This is a genomic window from Moorena sp. SIO3I6 (genome assembly GCF_010672095.1).
Genome location: NZ_JAAHHU010000011.1, coordinates 1 through 23619, shown reverse-complemented (window position 1 = coordinate 23619; position 23619 = coordinate 1). Strand labels below are relative to the sequence as shown.

23 protein-coding genes and 3 pseudogenes are annotated in these 23619 nt (G+C 41.1%); 14 read left to right on the top strand and 12 right to left on the bottom strand.

What is annotated here, in order from left to right; genetic code table 11:
- The first annotated feature begins 208 nt into the window (after nt 1-208).
- From F6K49_RS06175 to F6K49_RS06155, 5 genes are all read left to right on the top strand, one after another.
- The gene (locus tag F6K49_RS06175) at nt 209-1495 is read left to right on the top strand and encodes an MFS transporter (protein WP_293095041.1); all 1287 of its coding nucleotides are present in this window, start codon (nt 209-211) and stop codon (nt 1493-1495) included.
- 925 nt (nt 1496-2420) lie between these two features.
- A complete protein-coding gene (locus F6K49_RS06170; protein ID WP_293095038.1) occupies nt 2421-3341 on the top strand; it encodes a hypothetical protein in 921 nt (306 codons plus the stop codon).
- Nucleotides 3342-3373: 32 nt separating this feature from the next.
- On the top strand, nt 3374-4297 hold the full coding sequence (locus F6K49_RS06165) for a hypothetical protein (protein WP_293019045.1): 924 nt from the start codon (nt 3374-3376) through the stop codon (nt 4295-4297).
- 79 nt (nt 4298-4376) lie between these two features.
- Complete coding sequence (locus tag F6K49_RS06160) at nt 4377-5576, top strand: macrolide family glycosyltransferase (protein WP_293095035.1); 1200 nt, start codon at nt 4377-4379, stop codon at nt 5574-5576.
- Nucleotides 5573-6373, top strand: a complete 801-nt coding sequence (locus tag F6K49_RS06155; RefSeq protein WP_293019041.1) for a phytanoyl-CoA dioxygenase family protein — start codon at nt 5573-5575, stop codon at nt 6371-6373. Before F6K49_RS06160 ends, F6K49_RS06155 begins: the two co-directional genes overlap by 4 nt.
- Before the next feature lie 273 nt (nt 6374-6646).
- On the opposite strand, the gene F6K49_RS06150 is transcribed toward F6K49_RS06155, so the two are convergent.
- Nucleotides 6647-7336, bottom strand: a complete 690-nt coding sequence (locus tag F6K49_RS06150) for a class I SAM-dependent methyltransferase (protein WP_293019040.1) — start codon at nt 7334-7336, stop codon at nt 6647-6649.
- Nucleotides 7337-7429: 93 nt separating this feature from the next.
- The gene (locus F6K49_RS06145; protein ID WP_293064318.1) at nt 7430-8641 is read right to left on the bottom strand and encodes a VCBS repeat-containing protein; all 1212 of its coding nucleotides are present in this window, start codon (nt 8639-8641) and stop codon (nt 7430-7432) included.
- Between the two features lie 1333 nt (nt 8642-9974).
- On the opposite strand from F6K49_RS06145, the gene F6K49_RS06140 reads away from it, so the two are divergent.
- Nucleotides 9975-10796: a sulfotransferase domain-containing protein gene (locus F6K49_RS06140; RefSeq protein WP_293095030.1), complete on the top strand. Its 822-nt coding sequence runs from the start codon at nt 9975-9977 to the stop codon at nt 10794-10796.
- Between the two features lie 33 nt (nt 10797-10829).
- Here F6K49_RS06140 and F6K49_RS06135 read toward each other — a convergent pair whose 3' ends face one another.
- The 4 genes and pseudogenes from F6K49_RS06135 to F6K49_RS06120 all read right to left on the bottom strand — a co-directional run.
- Nucleotides 10830-12659: an ABC transporter substrate-binding protein gene (locus F6K49_RS06135; RefSeq protein WP_293064309.1), complete on the bottom strand. Its 1830-nt coding sequence runs from the start codon at nt 12657-12659 to the stop codon at nt 10830-10832.
- On the bottom strand, nt 12631-13989 hold the full coding sequence (gntT, locus tag F6K49_RS06130) for a guanitoxin biosynthesis MATE family efflux transporter GntT (protein ID WP_293019033.1): 1359 nt from the start codon (nt 13987-13989) through the stop codon (nt 12631-12633). Before gntT ends, F6K49_RS06135 begins: the two co-directional genes overlap by 29 nt.
- Before the next feature lie 20 nt (nt 13990-14009).
- On the bottom strand, nt 14010-14519 hold the full coding sequence (locus F6K49_RS06125) for a methyltransferase domain-containing protein (protein ID WP_293019032.1): 510 nt from the start codon (nt 14517-14519) through the stop codon (nt 14010-14012).
- 166 nt (nt 14520-14685) lie between these two features.
- A pseudogene (locus F6K49_RS06120) lies at nt 14686-15093 on the bottom strand (transposase); the annotation flags it as partial.
- A gap of 704 nt (nt 15094-15797) precedes the next feature.
- Here F6K49_RS06120 and nblS point away from each other — a divergent pair.
- Nucleotides 15798-17810: a two-component system sensor histidine kinase NblS gene (nblS, locus tag F6K49_RS06115; RefSeq protein ID WP_293095310.1), complete on the top strand. Its 2013-nt coding sequence runs from the start codon at nt 15798-15800 to the stop codon at nt 17808-17810.
- A 69-nt stretch (nt 17811-17879) separates the two neighbouring features.
- On the opposite strand, the gene F6K49_RS06110 is transcribed toward nblS, so the two are convergent.
- Nucleotides 17880-18251 carry a zinc ribbon domain-containing protein gene (locus tag F6K49_RS06110; protein WP_293095026.1) on the bottom strand — a complete coding sequence of 124 codons (372 nt, stop codon included), beginning with the start codon at nt 18249-18251 and terminating at the stop codon, nt 17880-17882.
- Nucleotides 18252-18462: 211 nt separating this feature from the next.
- On the opposite strand from F6K49_RS06110, the gene F6K49_RS06105 reads away from it, so the two are divergent.
- The 4 genes and pseudogenes from F6K49_RS06105 to F6K49_RS06090 form a co-directional block, all read left to right on the top strand.
- Nucleotides 18463-19008 carry a hypothetical protein gene (locus tag F6K49_RS06105; RefSeq protein WP_293019030.1) on the top strand — a complete coding sequence of 182 codons (546 nt, stop codon included), beginning with the start codon at nt 18463-18465 and terminating at the stop codon, nt 19006-19008.
- Nucleotides 19009-19043: 35 nt separating this feature from the next.
- Nucleotides 19044-19190: a hypothetical protein gene (locus tag F6K49_RS06100; RefSeq protein ID WP_293019029.1), complete on the top strand. Its 147-nt coding sequence runs from the start codon at nt 19044-19046 to the stop codon at nt 19188-19190.
- A gap of 20 nt (nt 19191-19210) precedes the next feature.
- On the top strand, nt 19211-19663 hold the full coding sequence (locus F6K49_RS06095; RefSeq protein WP_293019027.1) for a class I SAM-dependent methyltransferase: 453 nt from the start codon (nt 19211-19213) through the stop codon (nt 19661-19663).
- A 118-nt stretch (nt 19664-19781) separates the two neighbouring features.
- A pseudogene (locus F6K49_RS06090) lies at nt 19782-19889 on the top strand (IS1 family transposase); the annotation flags it as partial.
- A 169-nt stretch (nt 19890-20058) separates the two neighbouring features.
- Here the strand turns inward: F6K49_RS06090 and F6K49_RS06085 are convergent.
- Nucleotides 20059-20280: a hypothetical protein gene (locus F6K49_RS06085; protein WP_293019026.1), complete on the bottom strand. Its 222-nt coding sequence runs from the start codon at nt 20278-20280 to the stop codon at nt 20059-20061.
- Nucleotides 20281-20405: 125 nt separating this feature from the next.
- Between F6K49_RS06085 and F6K49_RS06080 the strand changes: the two genes are divergently transcribed.
- On the top strand, nt 20406-20624 hold the full coding sequence (locus tag F6K49_RS06080) for a hypothetical protein (RefSeq protein ID WP_293019025.1): 219 nt from the start codon (nt 20406-20408) through the stop codon (nt 20622-20624).
- Between the two features lie 39 nt (nt 20625-20663).
- Nucleotides 20664-21029: a 2OG-Fe(II) oxygenase family protein gene (locus F6K49_RS06075; protein ID WP_293019024.1), complete on the top strand. Its 366-nt coding sequence runs from the start codon at nt 20664-20666 to the stop codon at nt 21027-21029.
- A gap of 505 nt (nt 21030-21534) precedes the next feature.
- Here F6K49_RS06075 and F6K49_RS06070 read toward each other — a convergent pair.
- From F6K49_RS06070 to F6K49_RS06060, 3 genes are all read right to left on the bottom strand, one after another.
- Nucleotides 21535-21828, bottom strand: coding sequence for a Uma2 family endonuclease (locus F6K49_RS06070; protein WP_075903592.1), 294 nt, complete (start codon nt 21826-21828; stop codon nt 21535-21537).
- Nucleotides 21829-22136: 308 nt separating this feature from the next.
- Entirely contained in the window at nt 22137-22343 is a 207-nt protein-coding gene (locus F6K49_RS06065) for a hypothetical protein (protein ID WP_071106566.1), read from the bottom strand.
- Between the two features lie 4 nt (nt 22344-22347).
- On the bottom strand, nt 22348-22725 hold the full coding sequence (locus F6K49_RS06060; protein ID WP_075903588.1) for a GIY-YIG nuclease family protein: 378 nt from the start codon (nt 22723-22725) through the stop codon (nt 22348-22350).
- A 17-nt stretch (nt 22726-22742) separates the two neighbouring features.
- Between F6K49_RS06060 and F6K49_RS06055 the strand changes: the two genes are divergently transcribed.
- Nucleotides 22743-23057: a hypothetical protein gene (locus F6K49_RS06055; RefSeq protein WP_293019022.1), complete on the top strand. Its 315-nt coding sequence runs from the start codon at nt 22743-22745 to the stop codon at nt 23055-23057.
- Nucleotides 23058-23155: 98 nt separating this feature from the next.
- On the opposite strand, the pseudogene F6K49_RS06050 reads toward F6K49_RS06055, so the two are convergent.
- Nucleotides 23156-23619: pseudogene (locus tag F6K49_RS06050) on the bottom strand (sodium:glutamate symporter); the annotation flags it as partial.

Genomic DNA, 23619 nt, shown 5'->3' with positions numbered 1-23619 from the left:
AAGAGCCGGAACCTTGCTAGATACCACATTCCACCCTGTCAACTGTCACAATAGAATCTTAAGGTTGGCAGTTATGACCCTATTAAGCCTTGATGATCAGCACTATTGCACGTCTTGATCAATAGTCGTTAGCATAATTCTTCCTGATTGATTATTGCGATTACCCTATACTATTTACTTAGATGTAAAGAATTGTAAAGGCTGCTCAATGGCTCAACCCCTCAACCTTTTAACCTTACCGAAATTGCTCAATAAATTATTATCTTTGCTCCCAGCATTAAGGCAAGAGATTTGGATTCTAGCAACCGGTCGATTGTTATTGCACATCGGTCAAGGCTTTACTTTAGTTTATGCCTCGATTTTTTTTGTTAATCAGATTGGTTTATCCGCCACCCAAGTTGGGATTGCTCTAGGGAGTTCTTCAATTTCTGGAGTACTAGGACGCTTGATATCAGGAACTTTGGCTGATTCCAAGTTTTGGGGACGCAAGAAAACTTTGCTACTCTCGGCAGCTGTTTCTGCTCTAGCAAGCCTTTGTTTAGCGTTTACCTATAATTTTCAAACTCTGGTTATTGCTAACTTACTGATGGGTTTAGGGATTGGTCTATATTGGCCGCCTACTGAGGCAGTGGTTACCGATCTAACTACTCCTGTTCAGCGTAATGAAGCCTTTTCAGTGACTCGTTTAGCTGATAGCTTGGGACTAGGATTGGGAGTTATTGGGGCAGGGCAGTTAATTGCTGCTTCTGGGAATTACCGTACTTTATTTGTGCTCAAAAGTATTTTTTATGTGATTTTCTTCGTTGTGATTTATTTAGCGATCGCAGAAACAAATAACGTTCAAGAGGTGCCTCAATCCCCTACCCAATCCTGGAAACAAGCACTAAGCGATCGCTTTTTGATGATTTGGTTACTAGGGAATACTCTCTTCACTACCTATGATGCTGAACTCAATAGCATTATGCCCCTATATTTTGCAAATTTTGTTCCAGGAGGAGGAACAGAAACCGGATTAGCTCCAGAAACGATTAGTCTTATTTTCTTCTGGCATGTCGCCTTTAGTGCCATTTTCCAACTACCTGTTGCCCGCTTTCTAAACCAGTTTAAACGCACCAATATCTTGATGGTTTCTTTACTGCTGTGGTCTGGAGGATTTGTGTTAGTGTGGCTCACAGGAATTGTTGATAATCTTGCAGTTATTCCAGCATTTTGTGCTTTGTTACTCTTAGCCTTAGCTAAGGTGATTTATATCCCTTCTGCCTCTTCTTTGGTGGGGGATTTAGCTCCACAATCTTTGCGAGGAGTTTACTTTTCTCTTGAATCTCAGTGTTGGGCAGTAGGTTACTTTATTGGACCGTTTTTAGGAGGTTGGGCATTGGATCAATCTCCAGAATTTAGCAGTGGTTTTTGGTTAGTGACTGCTAGCAGTGTTGGGTTAGGTCTTGGGATTTTGTCCTATCTGGGCAAGAAGAGTGATGAGGTTATAGGTGGGTAGTGGTACACAAGTAGTGATTTTCGCTCCCGTTACCTTGACCAAACCCTACTCAAAGCACTACAACTTTACCACTGCCAGTTTTGTCAGTCAATCAGGATAGATGCTTTACTCTCTTAGCCTAATACTTAACATCTTTAATACTCAAATCTCTCGATTAATCACAATTGTTAAAAATACTCTGTATTTTTGACTACAAAATTAGATGCGCTTGCCCTGGGGAAGACCTCCAGCTCTTACTTTTGTCAGTCAAGCAGGGCAAGGCAAATAGTTTTAATGTAAACAAAATTAAAGATAATATAAAGAAATCATAAAGAATAAAAGGTGTTCATTAGTTTCCATCCAAAATAAACAGTGTCATCTGAAATTTCGGATGCAGTACACTAATTCCCAACGAACGGGAGTAAATCCAATGAAAAAAGAAATCAAAAAAGAAACACAGCACAAAGAAACCGCAAGCAAAAAGCGTAAACTCGAACAAGTTGACAAGAATACCCGCAGTAAACTGGGTAATGTTTACTGGTAAGTCAGAACTGGCTTAGAACCTAGCAAACCAGCGTAAACGCATCTTATTTTGAAATGCCTACTAGATATGAGATTCATAGGATAAGTATTTTGGCTTATTAATTTTGAAATCTTTGCTGAGTAAGGCTTCTATAATTTAGATGCGTTTGCCTTGCTTAGGGAACAAAGAGATCTTTGCCAACTTTTCTTTCCGTGCGGTCGCGAACTCTAATAAATCTTGCTTGGGAATCGTTGATATCGGGAAGTTTCTTACTTATAGTAGTGAGTTTGTAAAGATCTCCTAAAGCAATTTGCTTGCGACTTGATTTTCATTTTTCCACCCAAAAAAAAAATACTGTTATATCTGAGTTTAAGGCTTTATTGTAAGCCAGCAAATCTAGGTGAGTATAAGTAAGACATTAAGGTGGATATTCGAGATTTTTATAGATCGTTAATTCAAAAACAAGTTCCAATTATTGTAGATAACTCTCAGCTGCTTACTTACCTCGGAGATCGAGGATATGAAACGATATTGTTTGAAAACTATGACTTTACAAAAAATCAAGTTGTCTTCACCATAGTTTCAGATTATGACTGCTACAGGCGATTGCTAGCTCTATCCAATAGCTCGATAAGTACAATCGTACAACTCGCAGCAGTTAGGCATGATGAAAGCTTGGAGGCAATTGTTTATGCATTCGATCGGGTTCTAGGTTGCAAAATTGAAGAAAATTTAGAGCGAAGGAGTCAGATATATGACAGAATCGCCAACAGCTCAGAGGAGTTATATTTAGCTGATGAAAGAGGCAGTGAGTTGAAGTTTTGGTTGGCAGAAACTTTAGAAGTTGTCAATAGCGAAAATAGTCTTAGAGCAGGATATTTTTACTCTATTTCTGAGTTTTGGGAAACTTCGATAGTAAATATTCAAGGTAATAAATCCAGTTTCTCGGTAGAAGGAAGGCTTTTTTTCGATGGAATGATACACGGTTCTACCCTACCAGAGACGAAAGAGCGCAACAAAGAAGCATTAAGCTGCTTATTTAGGGCTGTAACATCCAGCCGGAAAAAATATATTGATATTGAAGATAATTCAATCGCTCGACTAGTGATAGATGGTCAGGATAAAACGAGTTTATTGCTAGACCTAGATCTGGATGCTGAGAGGAAGATGAGCATTACCGAAATTGGTTTTGGTTGTAATGCCATGCTAATAAAAAGAGTGGATTGGAAAGTAAATTCCATAATTAATCGAGTTATACATGGCATGCATTTAGGGATGGGAACAGCATACAAATGTCCATATGTTAACTTTATCTCCCAGACTATCAAAATAGTTGAGGATTAAAGGCGATAAATTAGCAAAGTTTAAATAAATTAATGCGTATTTTAGATTTTTACGAGTCCCTAATCGGCAAGAAGATGATGATCATTGTTGATAATCATCAATTGCGTTCCTACCTTGATCGGGAAGGATATCAAACCATTCTGTTTGATGATTATGATTTTAGAAATAGAGAGGCCGCATTTGTTGTCTTTTCCGACTACGACTATCATGACCGTCTGAAAGAACTATGGAATGTATCCGAAAGTACGGTTGTCCATTTGCCAGCAGTCAAGTTTGATGGCAGTTTTGAGGGAATTGTTTATTCGTTGGAGCGGCTGCTAGAGGCTAATAGCCTCAATCTCGAACAAGGGCTAGTGCTGAGAAGTAAGACTTATAATAAAATTGCTGAGGTTCAAGGGGGACTATATTTGTCCGATGACAGAGGTAGTCAACTAAAGTGTCAGTTGGCGGAAAGCTTGGAGGTTGCTAATGCTGAAGATGAATTACAAGCAGGTTGGTTTTACTCCATTGCTGAGTTATGGGAAAGTTCGGTCGTAAATATCAAAGGAAATAAATCCAGTTTTTCAGTGGAAGGGATTTTTTATTTCGACGGTATTCTTTATTCTGCAAATAAGCGAGTGATAAAAGAGCGCAACCAGATGGCTTTAAAAGCCCTATCCGAGCGCATCGCATCTAGTCAAGAAAAATATATAGAGCTGGAAGATAACTCTGTAACTCGCTTGGTATTAGATGGTCGCGATGAAACCTCTGCATTACTTGATGTAGAACTTCATCCAGAAAGACAACTAAGTCTCACGGAGATGGCTTTTGGTTGTAATACTGGTATAGTAACTTGTGTGGATTGGGAAGTCAATTCGGTTATGAATGAAGGAATTTATGGGATGCATTTAGGAACGGGAATTCCCAATAAAAGTCCTCATATTGACTTTATCTCTAAAACCTTGAAACTGGTTTAAAATTTAATTGGTTTTGATAAACCCTCAGAGACAGCTTGAAGCAATTCGTGATTTTTGAATCCGGCCCTCTCATTATCCAATGTCCAATATTGTTTTCTTTGACCTTCCAATTTACTCGCGAATGGCGACAACGGTTGGAATAACGAATGAACTAGCTCAGCGTGGAGAAGAAATAGCTTGTTACTGCTTTGAGGAATTGCGAGATCTGATCGAGTCTCATGGAGCAAGATTCTGTAATCTTCCCAAGATGAAGGAAGCACCCGAGGATGTGACGCTTCAATCCCGCGTTATAGAGTACACTTTAGATGCTGTACCGATTTTGTTAGCACAACTCGAACGTGATCGACCCAAGTTACTCATTTTTACATCAAAATGCTTATGGGGAGCTGTGCTGGGTGACTTACTCAATCTCTCAACAGTTTGCATTCACACGAATTTCCTACTACCGCCTAGTTTTTTTCCCCCAATACAGCTTTTACTAGAAGCCTATCCGATTGCTGAAACTCCTCGACATCTACGCCTCTTTAATCGAGATAGGCAGCTTTGGCGACAATTGATACAAAAGTACCCACTCAAGCGGATCGAAGAGCGTGATGTTTTTAAGCTGCAACCGAATTGTATGAACTTACGAGGGGATTTAAATATTGTCTATGCATCCGAAATGTTTCAGATCCAGCGTTCGAAATTCAATAAAAACTATCATTTTACTGGACCCTGCTATATCGATAGACCTTTAGAACCCGAGCTACCATTAAAAACAATTCAGAACAACTCAATCATTTATATATCCTTAGGATCAGTTAAATTTTATAATACAAAATATCCTTTTTATGAAAAGTGTTTACAAGCATTCAAAGACAGCGATCGCACGATAGTGATGGCCGTAGGTGAGATGGTTGATGTTGAATCGCTCGGACAGATTCCATCTAACTTTATAGTAAGAAATTATGTACCGCAGCTAAGTATTCTCCAGCACGCTAGTGTTTTTATTACCCATGGAGGAACAAACAGCACTTGGGAGGCAATTATTAACCAAGTTCCAATGATTGTTTTTCCTCAAGGAGGAGATCAATATCTAGTTGCTAATCGAGTGGAAGAATTAAGGTTAGGACGATGGGTGAAGCAGAAAAGTATTCAGCCTAGAGAATTCAAAAAAATTGTTGAACAGGTAATAGAAGATAATGAAATTCGTGATAGCATCAAACGGCTAAGCAAATCATTTCGAGAAGCAGGAGGAATCCAAAAAGCTGTCGATATCATTTTGGAGTACAAGAAATGAAACTAACAAAAGATCAGATAGAACAATATGAAGAACAAGGTTTTTTATTCATTTCAGAGTGTTTTTCCTCCGAGGAAGTTTCGGCAATCCGCGCTCAAGTACCAATCGTTGTAGCTGATGAGACATTGGGGCGAGCTTGGGAAGAAGATGAGGAAACCTTACGCACCCTTTACGGAATTCATCTCACCAACCGGATTTTTCGCAGTTTAGTCCGTCACCCGCGCTTACTTGAACCCGCACAACAGCTTTTCGGTCGTGAGTTATACGTCTTCCGTAGCAAAATAGTGATGAAGTCAGCATTTACAGGAGGAATGTGGGGATGGCATCAAGACTCAGCCTTCGCACAGCATTACGAAAAAATTTCCGCGCCGAAAGGGGGAAATGTCATCCTTTTTTTAGACGAGGTTAATGAGTTCAATGGGCCAATTTATTATATACCTGGGTCTCACACACAAGGTTTACTGGATTGGGATCACAGCGTTGTACAGAGTCCCACAGCCAGTGTACCATTGACCGTAGATCGAGGAACGTTTGTGAAATTTGTAGAGAAGTCAGGGATTTCAGCGCCGAAAGGTCCTGCTGGCTCAGTTTTGTTCGTACATTACGATACATTGCATGGTTCAGTTGCCAACATTTCTCCCTTTGAGCGTCGAAATTTTGTAATTACATACAGCTCACTTGAACAGAGCGCCCTTCCCAAAAAGGAAAGTCCAGCCTTCTTTTCAGATCCAGAGCGATCGCCGCTAGTTCTGCTTAGTGAAGATGAGGCTAATCGCTATTTGACTTCCAAAGGGTAGCTAATTATGGCAAATCCCAGGAGCAGATGTCTCAATTAAGGCCGACTTCCATCCTGAAACCTTTTTCTGGCAAAGATTTGATGGGTTTTCAACCTCAGCCTTCCTTAAACAGGAATAGGGTCTCCTGAGTTTTTAATCGTAAGGCAAGCTTATCAATTCTGAAGCCGTTGAATGGAGACTTTTTTTCGTGTAAAGCAAGTAGTTTTTTGTATGATGGCGAACCTTTTCAAGCACAAACCCAGGAGACCCCAGGGATAGAGCCTTTTATTTTTTTCAACTCCGCAACATCGAATCAAACAAGACAGCACCATGAAGATAAGGAAACATAGCCTCAGTGGGAAGACGGTCTGGATTTTTCGCAAAAACATACCAAGTTTGTCTTGGACGAAACCAGGGGATTGAAATTCCTACAAGCCCCACATCCTGTGCTAATTGCCTAATTGTCGATGGTCGAAATGTTACACACATCGGGTATTCCCAACTATCTCCTTCAGTGTCAGAATCTCCCTCCAAAAAGGTAGCAAGGATGAGACCATCAGGTTTCAAATATCTAGCAAAGTTCTGGAGACAAAGCCTCACTAGGTCAATCCCAGTATGAGTCAATATGGACTGTGCGAGGATAAAATCAAAATGGGTTTCAAATTCGGCCAAAGAGAATTGATCATTGTAACTAAAGAACGGTTTCTTGATACGGAGGAGATCCTGTCCAACTTGAAATTTTATCGCATCCTCGATTAACCACCTGTTAGGATCGACCCCGTAATAGCAACCTTCATCAAGGTAAGTCAGGAAAAGCCGACCTGCACGAAGTGAGCCACAGCCGAAATCGAGCAATTTATGCTTGGACCGAAGTCCCAGTGTACAGAGCAACCGAAATTGAGATGCTCCCATGAAATCGTACTCTTCTGCGGGACCCACATAATCGTTATAGTTTTCTCCAGCAGTTATCCCCAAATCTGTCATCGATATTGTTAAATTAACGAAGCCACCCTACTATGGTAGCAGTTCATGAGTTGATTTTGACACGATCGTTCAGAACAATATTAGCGATCCCCGCTATCTGGGTAGAATTGGATTTTCATACCAAACCACTCCTAAGTTAGTGGTTTCTTCGCTGGTAAGTACGTCTAAATCTCCATCTCCATCTAAATCGATTAATTGCACTAAATCAAACTTAATCCCCTCTAAACCGCTAATGTCGTAAGCTGCTAAATCGGAGTTAATGGATTGTGCTGCATCCGATAGCCACATTACAGAGGATTTATCCCGTGCATTTTCGCTGCTGAAAACAATATCTAGCTTTCCGTCTAAATTAATATCGGCAACTTTCAGGCTTTTAGCATTTCCAGTATTTTCGGGTAAGTTAATCGTAAATTCTTCCCATTGGTCGAGTTTAGCTGAAATTTGACGAAAGTAAATTAATTCTTGCCCTCTGATGGCGACTAAAATATCAAGCAATCCATCTTTATCTAAATCGACAAGCTCCAGAAACATTACCTCTCGATCGCCATAACTTTCTACATCACCGATCCGATGGAGGGGCCATTTTTCGGCCATCGCTCCTGGCAAACTGGGATTCTCGAACCACAGACAACCGCGATTTTGGCTCAGACGATCGGAGGCTACAAGATCTAAATCCCCATCTCTGTCTAAATCTGCCGCTACTAAAGACATGATCCAGCCAGCGTCGTATAGAGAATGCCACTGCCAAGCCGATAAGTCTCGGGGATTCTCTGGAGCCTCGAACCAACCAATTTGAGCTTTCCTATTTTTGCCTCCAGCTACTAAATCGAGGCCATGTTTGCCATCGAGCTGTAAGGGCAAGGCAAACATCCACTGCTGCTTATTCAAGCTTGCAGGAATGGCCTTGGTTTCCCAGAATGACTCTGAGAGATAATCTGTTTTTTCCTTCGGTGCCCAATGTACGGATAAGGTTTTAGTTTCCCCCTCGCTGGAACTAATTACATCGATCACTCCATCTCCGTCCAAGTCTGCAAATACAGCATCTTCTGGGGAAGCAACTTTACCTACAGTGACTTGAGGCCAAGGGGCCTTGGACTTACTATGGCCAGGGTTGAGATAAATTTTAATTAGACCCGCTTCTTCCCAGGGGGTGGCAATATCCAATAATCCATCGCCGTTAACATCTGCCAGGCGCACTCCGTCAGCACCGCGCACCTCATCAGTACCTTGCTCGATGGTATGTCTCTGCCAGGGTGAGGCGGCTTCTTCAGCCTTGACATTGGCTGGAGCGCTCGCCCACAGCATGGCCCAAATCAATAATTTCATCAAAATTACCGCCACTATTTTGAATTTGGCTCTCTTCAAGGGTAAAAAACTTGGGGACATTGGATTAATGATTCCGGTTCTTCTGGGGTAGTTATGCTAATTTAGCATAAAATAAACCCTAAAATCTTTGCTAAGCAAGGATTTTAGGGTTCAAAAAAAGCAATTATAATGTAAGCATTCAAGTAACTGGGGTTGACAAAGCCACCCCAGTTACTTGAAAACTGGAATGAGAGAAGCTTGTCAAGAGGTTACCAACCAAAAATATTGTTAATTGATGCTGGGTATGGTAACAATAAAAGCTTTTTGAAATAAGTATAAAAAAGAAAGCTAAAATATATAGTAGTAGTTGCTAAAAACTAAAAAATAATAATCAAAAAATCAGTAATTAAAATAAAACTTAGTCTAGGTAAATTATAAAAAATCTTGCCATAATAGTAATTTTAATAAATAAATTTAAGTTTAGATAAACTAAAGACGGTTTGGCTAGCAACATTCAGTGGGAGATTGTCTAGTCTAGAAGGATAAAGGCTCTTCCGTACTTGTTATGCTAAATAAACAGTATGTAAGAGGGAACAGGGAACAGGGAACAGGGAACAGTGGTCAGAGGCCGTATAAAGGAAAATTTTGTTAGTTGAATAGCCTAAGAATCCTTATACAGTAAGCTTTATAAGTTTTTTAACGGGAAATTTAGCATACCAGGTACTGAAGAACCAGGATAAAGAACTTTTGCTATCGTAATGAATGCTAGTTCTTTTGAAGAAGCGACAGATATTGACTATTTTATCACACACAAATGTTGAGTCAGAAAAAGTAACAACATAATGGCTATTATCAACCTAATTTAAAATAAACTGAGGAATTTTTGTTATCGAAACTACCCAAGAAAAATATGATTATAAAAAATATAAATGAGGGAATACGAAGCCTTATTAGGATTTTTGAAGTTATTGGTGTTTTGTGCCTATGTTTTTATTATTTTTAATGAGTTAAATGGAGGAGTATAAAGAATATGTTATAATCAACATTTGAAGACATTTACTGAAGCTAATAAAGCTTTTCGTAAAGCTATGTATTGATAGTTTATTCGATTGGCTGACCAAAAATAGGGATGTATTTGCTGCTCACAAAGAGGGTTTGGGGTCTATTTGGGCTTAAACTTCGTTTAAGTCCCACTGGGAATAATAAAAATGTAAACGTCCCATGCCACTTTTTGTGGTAATAGTAAAGATGTAGTAACTTGAGCGCAATCGGCCAAGGGGTTTGAGATGCTCAAACACTACTTGCGATCCACTACCCCAGCGACAATTGACACATGCATAATTACGTTGATGCTTATCTAATTTCATTCCCTAAATGCGGACGTACATGGTTGAGATTAATGATAGGTACAGCCCTACAACAACAATTTGATTTATCTCATCCCGATATTAAACAGAAAATGTTATCATTGACACCCCTAGCGGAGTTGCACCCGAACATTCCGACAATTCTGATAGATCACGATGATAACCCCCAATGGAACAAACCAGAGGAACTTCAAACATCGAAAGATCGGTACAAAAATGTCAAAGTTATCTTTTTGGTTCGAGATCCAAGAGATGTGGTTGTTTCTGCTTATTTCGAGCAAAAAAAACGGGTTTATTTATGGGCAGATGGTTTCAAACAAGATAAAAGCTTAAAAAAATACCTAGATAGGATTAAACCTTATGAAGGTAATTTGTCAGAGTTTATTTATGAAGATGTAGGTAGCTTAAAGACTCTATTGAGATATTACAATATCTGGAAAAAAAATCGACATATACCTAAAGATTTTTTGCTAGTACGTTATGAAGATATCCACGAAAATCCCCACCAAGAATTAAGAATAGTTCTAGATTTTTTGGGAGTGCAATACCGAGATGAGGTAATTAACGAAGCGGTGAATTACTCTTCTTTTGAGAAGATGCGAAATATGGAAAAAACGCAAAAATTCGATCTTAAGCTAAAACCTGCTAATCTAGAAGATGAAGAATCCTACAAAACTAGAAAGGGTAAAGTTGGCGGGTTCGCAGAATACTTAAATGAAAAAGAAATTGCCTATATTAATCATTTGATTAATGACACTCTGTCCGATTTTTATGGATATAAGGCATAATTAGGGCTTGCTTGCGAAACTGAAAAAGTTGAGTTACTTCCTAATCGTCCAGAAAGGCAAATACTGACTGGGATTGGTTGTGATGCCTTCAAGCCCATTATGAGCAAAAACAAAATCCTTGTTTTGCCAAAGGGGAATGTAAGGAATCTCCCGAGCTAGGATGTCTTGAAGTTCTGCCAAGATTTTGTGGCGAGCTTCTGGGTCTCGCTCTTGGCGCTGCGCGTCAATTAACTTATTGGCGCGATCGCTATAGAAAAATGAACCTAGACTTTGAGCAGCACCTTCCTTACAACCTGTTACCTCAGAGCCCCGATCGCAATCTAAAAAGGGTTGAATATAGTTATCTGGGTCTAAAAAGTCGGGATACCACTCTAAAAGAAAACTGGGATAGACTCCTTTAGATAGATTACTAGCAGCAGTGGCAGTGTCTACACTCTCGATCTCAAAAACTAGCGCTCCATCCAACTCTTTATCCGCCAAAGCTCTCAAAGTAACAGCTACTAATTCGTAAGTTTTAGAACCAGCAGGATACCAAATTTCTACAATTGCAGGATTTTCAGCCGAGTAACCAGCTTTTTTTAACAACTCTTTTGCCCGATCGTAATCTCCATCCCCATAGGCTTCTTCAAAGACTGGCTTATAAGCATTAAAGACAGTAGGAAGTAGGCTATAAACTGGTTCTACCTGATTCTGGAAGACTCGCTGGACGATCGAAGAACGCTTGACCAGAGCCGCGATCGCTTGGCGTACCTCCAGTTTATTCAAGGGTTCTTGCCTCAAATTCAATACCATGTAGCTTAGGGAAGTTCCCGAGGCTTCGATCCCTTGCCAATCTCCTCTAGCGCTGCCTTTTTGCAAACTTTTTATCTGTTCTGGCTCCAGGGTTCGATAGGCAATATCGACGGCATGAGTGCGAAAACTATTAAATAAGTTAGCGGGATTATCAGCGTAAATCTGCATATCCACCCCTTTATTAGCTGGTTTTTCTCCCCAGTAATCCTCAAAAACATCCAAGCGGATAGAATCGGTGTTATACTCAGCCAACTTATACGGGCCGGTGCCAACAAAGATTTTAGGATTAAACTTTTCTTTACCAATTTCATAAGCTTTGGGAGAAACTGCACAAGTACCAGGGAAAGCTAAGATAGCAGTAAACCCAGAGAATGGTTGTTTCAGTTTGATGCTGAGTTCATATTCTCCTGTGGCTTCTACAGATTCGACCAGCTCTGAGAGCAGGAATGAAGGTTTGCCGCCATTTTTGATAAAGCGTTCCAAGGAAAACTTCATGGCTTCTGCATTAAAAGGAGTACCGTCGTGGAAAGTTACTCCTTTCCGCAAAGGAATTTTGTAGAGCAAATTATTTTCACTTATTTCCGGCATTTCTGTTGCCAGTTGCGGTTCTAGCTCGGCTCTGCCCAATTTGTTAGCGTAGAGAGTGTTGCTCAGGTTATAAACTACATTAATTCCAGCCCATCCATAAGTAGCAGCAGGGTCGATATTTTGAAGTTTTAATGTCGTTCCAATAGTAAGGCGATCACTTCTCTGGCTTTTATGTGAAGTTGAATTTTGATAGTTCCCAGAGTCATGACAGGCAACGACTAAGCAAAAACCAATAAAAAATAGACCGATAAATTTGCTAAGGTAACAATAGCTATCGCTCCATTTATTTAATGTGTGGACTAATAATGTGTGGACTAAATAGACGCGATGTCTTGTTCGCAGTTTTTTATATAGGTCATAGATTAAAATTATCATGTTTTTCTCTGTTGCTTTTAATGACCTGTATGTATTTATCCCCAGATTAATCGTGATTAATTTGCGAGATGGATCGCTCTCAACTCGCTGTCGAAGTGGTTGTCGCATTCCCAAGATCGTCCCGCAACGTCTCTAGCAACTTTACCCCCAAGGCGATCGCCCTTACAAGCGAATATAAACACATTGCAAACCACAACAGGTTATTGCTATGCCAATACCAAGCAGCAATTGCGAGCGGCACAAATCCTATACTAAAGGCCGCCAAGCTAGAATTGCGCAAAATTTTTCCTTCTGTCAGTCCTACAAAGTATCCTTCTAGGCTCGAAGTCAGGGCGGAAAAAATCTGGAAAGGTAATAGCCACAGAAGATAGCGATAAATATTTTCAGTCACTTCTGTATGGTTTGTTAAAAGCGTAAATACGGAGTTTGGAAAGAGTATACATACACCAGCTAGAGAAAGGGCAATAAACAAGCTTGTCATTCCAGCGATCACGGCAAGATTTGCCAACTGCGAAGAAGCTCCCTGACCTTTAAAGTTGCCTGCCAAACTTTGGGTAGCAAATCCTACACCCTGAACCACAAACAGGCATAAAGCTGCTGCTTGCAATAGTACAGTATTTTGGACCAGTACAATAACCCCCATAGCTGAACTCAGATTGGTGAAAATGGATAAAGTTGTGACCTGAGTTAAACTTTGGACTAACAGATTCCCGTTCAGCTTAGAGGTAGCTTTGATAACCGACCAGTCCAGAACCTTTTTGATTGTTGCTAACACGGCTGACCAATCGATATGGAAGCATACTACGGTTAATCCCCCTAACAACATCAGATACTGACTTATGGCTGTGGTTACTCCTGCTCCAGTACTGCCCCACCCCCACCTAATAATAAATATATAGTCCAGTACCACATTGGCGACACTTTCAATTACAGATAAAACTAAAACAAAGCTGTTCATTTCTCGCCCAAACAACCAACCGATGAGGACGAAGTTTAATAAAACAGCCGGTGCTCCCCAGATACGGGCATTAAAGTAGTCAAGACCTGCATCTTTCACCTCCATCGAACCAACGAGGAAAGTGAACCCTAGCTTTTGTAACGGGTACTGAAGAGTCAGAATTAGGAGAGCGAGTCCCAGAGCGATGAGACCATTCCTCAGTAGAATCAGTAGCATAGCTTCGTCATCCTCTGCTCCCATAGCTTGCGCAGTCATACCAGTGGTAGAAGAACGTAAGAATTTTAAAACCCGATACAAGTAGCTAAAGACGATCCCAGCCAAGGCTACCCCTGCTAAGTAACGAATATCGGACAAATGTCCTAAGAATGCTAGATCTATTAACCCAGACAGAGGCACAATAATGCTAGAAAGAATATTGGTCAATACGAGTCGGTAGAAACGAGGTAAAAAGTCGTACTGGGAAGGTAGAGTAAAATTCATTGTGTCAGCTAGCTAAAAGGTTATATACGAGCTAATGCCCAGACATGGTAGGGAAAGTCAGGTTCGTTTTCTAGCGAGTGAACTTGGGGATTGTATGGAATCCATTGAGAGAAGTTAGCAATAATACATTGGCGATTTCCCCAAGAACCTGTTTGAATAGTCTCTAGAGGAAAACCGCATTCGTGAAGAAAGTATTTGAGTCCTGTTTCTGTCCACCGGGTACAGTCTATGGGGTAATTATGAACCTTGACTAGAAAGGGAACGGAGATGAGAAAATACCCTCCTGGAGAAAGCATAGAAATGACATTCCGACAAGCTCGATAGGGATATAATAGATGCTCGAAAACTTGCTCTGCTATAATTAAATCAAAACTTTCTGCTAGAGAATTCGAGCAAATATCGTACTCAGGATAACTGATCGTATGATATTCCCGGAACCCAAAATCTCTCCAAGTATGCCCAGAAATTTCCAATGCTCGCCATTCTGGGTACGGCAAAGCTTCTAGAAGCTTTGCCGTTTCCTGATTCATTATCACTCGACTCCAAGTAATCATAATACCTCGATTAAGCTGATTGAAATGAAATAGCGTTACTTATAAAAAATTAAGCCCAAATGAATGAAGCCCAAACTTGCTTGATCAACGGCAAAAACGTTACAATTCATGGTTAACCAATCAAAAAATCGAAAAGACATAACTGTCTTCCCACTCCCTCTGTCAAGTGGTCACTTTTTTGGTGACCATAATCATCAATTATCAATCTAAAACCTCTGCTGATTATTGTCTGAATAAACTTATTCATTATCTCCAAGCGACATTCATTGATCTTTGTCCCAGACCAGGGTGCTTTTGTTAAAAAATGCGACAAACGATGGTAGGTCACACCTACAGCGTTCTCTGCCATTTGAAATAGGTTTTTTCTTTCACATTACCCCAATAATCCTCCTGAATAATGTCCAAACTCCCTTTTTTGAGCTTTATGAGTAAATAGATCATCAAATCGTTTCCACCATTTTCCAAAACACGGAAACATGGCTGGCGTTGCATCAATGCGGAATGATTTTATTAGTTTTGTGGAATGGGCATCTTGTTGTGGAATGGGCATCTTGTTGTGGAATGGGCATCTTGTTGTGGAATGGGCATCTTGCCCGTTTCCTGCCTCGGGCGGGGAGGATGCCCACCCCACTTATATTCATGCCTTGATTCAGCCATGCGGCATTGCTACGGGGGTTGTCTCGTTCATTAGGGGTCACTTTGGCGTGAAAGCTTTGCCGACAAATCATTATACCCTTTTTTATTCTTCTATTTTCTCTAAATCCCGTTATGTGTTAGCTTGGATTTTTGCATTATTATGCATCATATTTGAGTAAGTAAACAAAAAAAAGCCAACTTTGGGTATATATTTGAATTATAAAACTCTCTTTATGAGTAATAAATAATCTTGTTTTTCTTTATGATTAGGCGTTAAATCCTAAAACCCGACACCTAAGACCTATCACCTATAGCGTTTGTATTTGAGATGTAAACCTAGGAGGTCTTTTTTTATTGGACAATAAAACTGAGGATCTCGAACCCCTCTTGCCTCTTGCCTCTTGCCTCTTGCCTCTTGCCTCTTGGCCTTTGGGAGTATGTTCACAACCGATGATACAAACGCGCTTATCACCTATCATCTTTATTTTCCACTCAAGAGGTAAGGTTTTCTGGCTTTATAATTGGAGGATAGCCAAAAGTAGATGCTTTGCCACAATCAAAGCATCTACCTTTGGAAAGAGTGTTGTTGTCTTCCCTGTTGAGAGAGTTGAACCGACCTTGCTAGCTTTGCTAAAAACCCTTATCGACATTATCAGGCGTTGGTGGTCGGAGTTTACCCTCCAGACCAAGCTAATGGCAGCAGCAACTCTGGTTGTCTCATTGCTCATGAGTGGCTTGACCTTCTGGGCGGTGAATACGATTCAGCAGGATGCTAGGATGAACGACACTCGCTTTGGTCGTGATCTCGGTCTCTTGCTGGCTGCCAACGTTGAACCTCATGTTGCGGCAAATAATTTCGACGAACTAGCTCGCTTTTCCAGCCGCTTCTACAGTAGTACCTCCAGTGTGCGTTACATTATATATGCTGACGAGGATGGGGAAATAATCTTTGGCATTCCTTTCTCCGCAGCAGAAGTAAAGAATTCTTTAACCATTAAGCGTCGGATTGAGCTACCGGAGGGCTACGCCAAAAACTCTGATCAGCCCATGGCACGGCAGCACCTGACTCCTGATGGTCAAGTCACTGATGTGTTTGTTCCCCTAATCGACGAGGAAAACAAATACTTAGGGGTTTTAGCTGTGGGCATTAACCCTAACCCTACGGTGGTGGTTTCCTCCAATTTAACCAGAGATGTTACTATTGCTGTGTTTATCTCGATCTGGGTGATGGTGATTTTAGGTGCAGTGGGCAACGCCTTGACTATCACTAAGCCCATTAAAGAACTACTAGTAGGGGTGAGAAATATTGCTGCTGGTAATTTCAAACAGCGGATTGAGATGCCTTTGGGAGTAGAACTAAAGGAATTGGTGTCTAGCTTCAATGACATGGCAGAGCGTTTAGAACGCTATGAGGAGCAAAATATTGAAGAACTTACCGCAGAAAAAGCTAAGTTAGAGACTCTAGTTTCCACAATTGCTGATGGTGCTGTACTGATTGATACCAATTTTCAGGTAATGTTAGTCAACCCGACAGCACGGCGGATTTTTGGTTGGCATGAGCAAGACATTATCGGTAAAAATGTCTTATACCATCTCCCTGATGTGGTAACAATGGAACTAACACGACCGCTTTATCAAATGGCTACAGCGGAGAAACAGACAGAAACAGAACGGGAATCCCGCGAAGGTGAAGAGTTTCGTATTACTCTGACCAAACCGGTCTCTCGTACAGTTCGCATTCTTTTAAGTAAGGTACTCAACCAATCCCGGGAAAATATTAAGGGAATTGCTATCACTGTTCAGGATATCACCCGTGAGGTGGAACTTAATCAAGCAAAAAGCAATTTCATCAGCAATGTTTCCCACGAACTCAGAACACCTCTATTTAACATTAAATCATTTATCGAAACCCTCCACGACTACGGCGAAGAACTTAGCGAAGCTGAGCGGAAGGAGTTTCTTGACACGGCTAATCGGGAAACTGACCGACTAACCCGTCTCGTTAACGATGTCCTAGATTTATCACGGCTGGAATCTTGTCGAATTTATCAACTTGAACCCTTTGACATTGTTCGACCTATAGAGCAAACCCTGCGCACTTATCAGCTCAATGCTCGTGACCAAACTATTGAACTGGCTCAGGAGATTGAACCAGATTTACCACCAGTTATGGGTCACTACGATTTGTTGCTCCAAGTCTTGGCTAATTTAGTGGGCAACTCGTTGAAATTCACGGAGCCTGGTGGACGAGTGGTAATTCGTGCTTATCAATTAGAACCAGAACTCAATCCCAAAGAAGGAAAAGGCAGGGTGCGAATTGAAATCTCTGATACGGGAATTGGCATTGCTCCAGAAGACCAAAAGGCAATTTTTGACCGATTTTTCCGGGTAGAAAACCGAGTTCATACCCTGGAAGGGACGGGATTGGGGCTTTCAATTGTCAGAAACATTATCGAAAGACATCATAGCCGAGTAAACTTAGTTAGTGAAGTGGGAGTTGGGACAACATTCTGGTTTGATTTAGAGGTGTGTGAAGAAAAAAAAATTACGGTTAAAGAACATTTGCAAGTAGACACCTCACAGACAACACCAACCGACTCAGCGACTGCTAGCAATCTGTCAATTTCGTAGTGCTTAGTACTATCATGTCTAGTCGATTCAATGTTGACGGAGTACTAGTTAAATTAAACTTAGTTTAATTTAACTATTTGCCATCAGGGCTAGCAAAAAGCTAGCAGCGATTAATACCAATAGACCTAGTAAGGCTGGGTTTCTTTGACACCAAAGCCTGAGGGATTCGAGTAAGCCACGCTGGGGATTATAAATCTGCTCAGGCTCTGAGGTACTTTCAGAACTATCCTCGTAAAGGGTACACTCCTTAGCATAGGGACGTTGGGGAAAGGTACAGGTATCATCAGCATGATAGGTACAGGTTTCACACAAGGGTGTATCTCCTGTGGTTTGGTGTAAGGTAATCCCCGGATGACCATAGGCTTTAAGGATTGCTCCACAATGGGGACAGGTAATTACCTTGCTATTGATAGGTTGATGGCATTTGGGACAATTGGTCATTAGTCATTAGTCATTTCTCAATAGTCAGGACTTACGCATTTGCCCCCTAAATCCCCCAATTCTGGGGGACTTTGACATCTTTACCCCCCAGAATTGGGGGGCTAGGGGGGCGAAATCAACTTAACCGCGTAAGTCCTGATAGTCATTTCTTAATCTTAACTGTCTTATACATCCAGCTGATTTCCCTTCTTTGCCTCTTTAGCGTTTAATCATGTCCCCGTACTTAATTATTTGCCCCGGTATCCATGAGCCCCAACTGACCCAGGATTTTTTAGCAAGCTTGGAGCTATCAAGTCCCTGGACTGAGAAAGTCTTAATTTTTCCAGCTCAGGACTACCCAGCTTACTCAGCTATTCATATTTTAGAGTTCTTGCAACGTCACATTGGTTTGGTGAAGACTCCCATAGTCTTGATCAGCTTCAGTGCTGGGGTAGTGGGTGCGATCGCAGCAGCTTGGGGTTGGCAGCTACTGGGAGGAAACATCCAAGCATTGATCGCTATTGATGGCTGGGGTGTCCCTCTGTATGGCAATTTTCCCATCCACCGGATTAGTCACGATTACTTTACCCACTGGAGTTCAGGGCTATTGGGGGCAGGGGAAGACAGTTTCTATGCTTCACCACCAATTGCCCATTTGGATTTGTGGCGATCGCCCAGATGCCAAGGCTGGTGGGTTCAGGTGCCTAGAGGTGAGCAACCCCCAGAACGAATTTATATCACTGCGGCTGAGTTTATTATCCAGTTATTAGTTAAATAGTAAAATTTGCTTGAGTATTACCAGGTTGAACTATTGTGGAAGATCACGAAATAGTGACAATTGCTGAGTATCAAGCAACAGCAGAATCTTTCCGGGAAGGCACCTGGAATCACGATGTGTCTCAAAATCGCAACGCCTTGGTGGATGCTATGCCCCGTAATCCAGGCAAGATTCTGGATTAGGAGGTGGTCCTGGTAGAGACTTGGTTGCTTTTAAAGACCAGGGTCATCAAGTAATTGGTCTCGATGCTACACCAGCATTTGTGAATATGGCGCAACAAGTTTCAGGATGCGAGGTTTGGCAGCAATCGTTTCTGAGCCTCAAGCTGCCACCAAAGAGCTTTGATGGGATCTTTGCCAATGCATCCCTGATTCATATTCCCCGTGCTTCCATGGTTAGGGTACTTAAGGATTTAAAGCGATCGCTTGTTACCAATGGTGCCATAGTTATGTCAATGATTCGTGGTGATCATGAGGGTTATAGTGTTCGTCCAACCGGCTATCGCTATGTTGTAGGTTGGGAATATAAAAGCTTGGCTCCCTGTGTTGAACAAGCAGGATTTGAGATTTTTGATTATTACTACCGCCCACCTGGTTTACCCTGTGAGCAGCAATCTTGGTTAGTAATTGTGGCCCTTAATCGAGTGCAATATTAGTGGGAAATAGGGCGTTGCTGAATAAAAAAATGGTATTCTAAAAAGAAAACTATGGAATGCCCGCGCATGTCATGTTTTTATTTTCATTATAGCATTCTTTGATTCAGCAACGCCGAATAAAAATACAAGATTGAGACATTATTTAGCCAGACTACATCGACGAACTCTTTGTTACTCTAAATCTGAAGAAATGTTGGAGTTATCAATTAGGCTTATTATTTATTAGAGCTGATTCGTAAACTCGCTGTAATCCTTGTAGGATAAGGCTTGCGATCAAATAGAACATTTGAACTATTTAATAACCAAAAGACAATCATAGCAAGGCTTTCAGACTTCTTAAGATTTACTTTACGAATCAGCTCTTATTTAAGAGATCATAAAATCCCCCTTTCTGGTTAAACCATTTTCATATTCAGCAACGCCGATTCAGGAGCATAGAGACTCTCAAACAGCATCCCTTCTTGCCTCGGCGACAAGGGGTAGATTGATTCTAGATTCCTATAGTTAATTAATGTGAGTAAACTGTCGAGTTCGGTTTGACTCAACTGGGCAAGAGGAAAGTCGGAAGGACTATATATTCTCGCTTCTAGAGATTCTATTCGCTCTTGTAAGTTCACTATATACTGGTCTTTTCTGCGGCTCAAATCCTATTATACTGTATTGGGCGATCGCGACTTAGATAAACTTCCCAGAATCCTGGTATAATTACCTGAGTTGAGTTATTTTTTTTGTTTTCTGAATCATGGAACTACCAACTCTCAATGCTGTAGATAGGGTTACGCGAGAAGAAATAAACACCCTTGTTAATCTGGGTTGCTGCTATGTCAGAATACCAGAACCAGAAATTTTTCAACATTTTAAAATTCTAAAAAGAGAGGCTTTAGCTTTTTTCAGGCAGGACGAAATCCAAAAACAAAAATGGTTTGCCCATGGTAAAGTTGAAGGTTATATCGACCGTTGAATTGATGACATACATTCGGTTCAACAGTTTTTATTTAGGTTGAATAATCCCAGTGGCCCCTTTAAAGAGTGTCGCAATTCAGTTTTTAAAATTTCAAACTATTGTGAAGAGCGTATTATTATAGTTCTGTTAAAAGAGATATTTAGTTACTTTGGTGTTGAAGACTATTTCGAGGAAGTCGTGATTGATAGTGATCTCTCTTCATCATTCTCAATTGCCTATTATCCTGCTAATGTAAATACAAATAAGAAAAGCAATAGTGGAATGAAAGCTCATAAAGACTATGATTTGATGACTGTAATTTTGATGGACAAGCCAGGATTAGAAGTGTTTTGGGATGATCAATGGCATGACGTTAATCCCCAACCAGGGTATGGGGTGCTATTTCTGTCTGAAACCTTATAAAAAATGCTAGGCGGAAGGATAAACTCAATTATACATCGAGTTCGCATACCAGATGAGGAACGTATTTCTATAGGTGTTTTTAAAGGACCAAATACTAATATTCCTATTCGAGATTACATTAATGATCAAATCCTGTTTGATTCACATGAGCAGTGTTTAGAACATCATCGCCAGTTATTCCGGGGGGAGTGACAAAAAGGCCTCTAATATCAAGTCTGGTTGAATACCCATAATTAAGGGGAGGGTGGGAAGTGTGGGAAGTGTGGGAAGATGGGGAGATCGGGAGATGGGGAGATTTTTATTAAGGGTAATTATGCCGACATGATATAACTAAAAATGCTACCCACAATTTACCAAAATCATCTTAAAAGTGCGATGGTCCAAAGGAGCCGCTACGCGAACGCATTATCTTGATTGATTGGATTTCACCAAGCTCAACCCAACCTATATTTTATTCCCTGATATCTGGCAACAAATAGCATAAAATCAAGCAAGGGGCAACGAGCTATGATCGGCGAGTCATAGCCATTACCCCGTTGACCGTAAGTTCGGGTAGAATGCCTAAACTTGGCAGAATCTCTGCTCCTGAACAGATTATGGGTAAGTCATCTCCCTGCCAGACCCAAATCTGCTGACGAGCGAAATCGATTAACCAGGCTAATTGTGTTCCATTACTGAGGCAATGCAGAATCTTATTTTGCAAGTTTAAAGTACTTTGGTCAGGGGAACGAATTTCAATCAGCCAATCGGGTGATCCATCAAGGGATCCGTCCTGATGGTGAACCTCACGTTCAGGTATTAGCTGAAAAACTTAAATTTTGTCTAGCTAGCGTTTGCTGAAAAAGTCTACAAAGGCTGGGGGAGCTTACATTCCCTTTGATCTGGGCTATCCTCAAGAACGTTTAGCCTATATGTTGTCTGATTCTCAAGTGTCGGTGGTTTTGAAGAGTAATACCAAATCTGGTTTAGCCAGACCACAAACAAGTCAATTAGAATCCATATATATCAAAATTTTATCAATAAGATATGTGTCCTATAGTAACCGGATTTGGTATAAGACCTCAGCCCTAGCCTTGCCTAGCTGCAACCGATGATAACTGGCTGGACTTATTGTCCACGCCCCGGTTTACAGTCTACAAAACTTAATGCTTCGGTATCGAGAAAGCTGGCAATTGCCATCTCAATAACTGCTTCAATTGGATACTCAATTTCAGCAGCACGCTCAACGAGAGCAGCCTGAATATGTTCGGGCAGGCGTTCCAAGATGACCTTTGCATCAGTGGAGGAGATTCGCCCCAAAAGTTCTACCTGCATAAGTTTACTGCTCCATTGGGATTTTGACATTATAGGGAGGTTCGGTAGCCCTCAAGATGATAGCTTCTAGCTCCAATAGTAGCGCAGGGTTTTGCCAGTAGGAAATTGTCTGCATAGCAATACGAACATCTTCGTCGCTATATTTGTCGAGCCATGCCCACAAAAAAGCTTTGTGTCCACCACTGAAGCGACCTCGCAAGCTCTTGGTCTTACCAATGTAAAGCAGTCCATCAGTTTTATGCCTGATGGCATAGATGCCAGGACGAGCAGGGATGTGGCTAAAATCACGGTTCAAGAGTTGGCATTGGTCAAAGGGAGTGAAGGCTATTGCGTCCAAGATTCTTCGTGCTTGGTCTTTTACTTCAGAGTTATTCTTTGGCATGGAAACATCGGAGCTATTTGCACAGATGCCATGCTCCCACAGATTATGTGATGGTTGCCAGCTTTTTGCGATCACACTGGTGCCGTAGGCAATCCCTCGCTACTAGCCGTAACTTGAGGTGGGCAAAAATCGGCAATCTATCAGTTCAATTGTTAAAGATATTTGTTTTGCCCAATCGACAAGATAATCCGATCACTAAGCGATGCTCCTTTGGAGCCGCTACGCGATTGACCTTTGGTCACGCTACGCGAACGCATTATCTTGTAGTTGGGTTGAGGCAACGAAACCCAACATCATCTCTGGCTTCTTTTACCTTGATTTATTGGATTTAACCAACCTCAACCCAACCTATATTTTATTCTGTGATCGCTGGTCAAAAATAGCAGAAAATTAAGCAATAGGCAACGATCTAATATAACGGACTAACCCTTTATAGATTAGCTTGCCTGAATGTCTTTCTCATCCGCTTAAAGTTCCACAGACCAAAGATTAACCAGAAGGCTAGTAATCCTGTTGTTAGCAGTAACACTACCGAAGGGCCAAATTGCACAATCAGTGCTGGTGCAGCAGCAGTAAATAAGCCACCGCCTACTATTGGTTCAAAAAACAACTGTTTGTAGGCGAAACTCTCAAAAGCACCGGTATGGTTATCTGGGTCTACCATCTGGATCAACAAAATACCGGTTGCTGTCACTCCCATGGATTGTCCCATGTCCCCGATGCCACGCTCAAACCAGTATCTGGGGAGTATACGGGGTGCGAGGAAAACAAATGCCCAGATGTTCCAGACGATGCCAGCGATCGCAAGAATTAAAAATGGCAGGAGGTTGTTTCCCAGCACTCTTAGGGAAATCGACGCTAATGCGGTCACAATTACCACATCTAACGCTACCC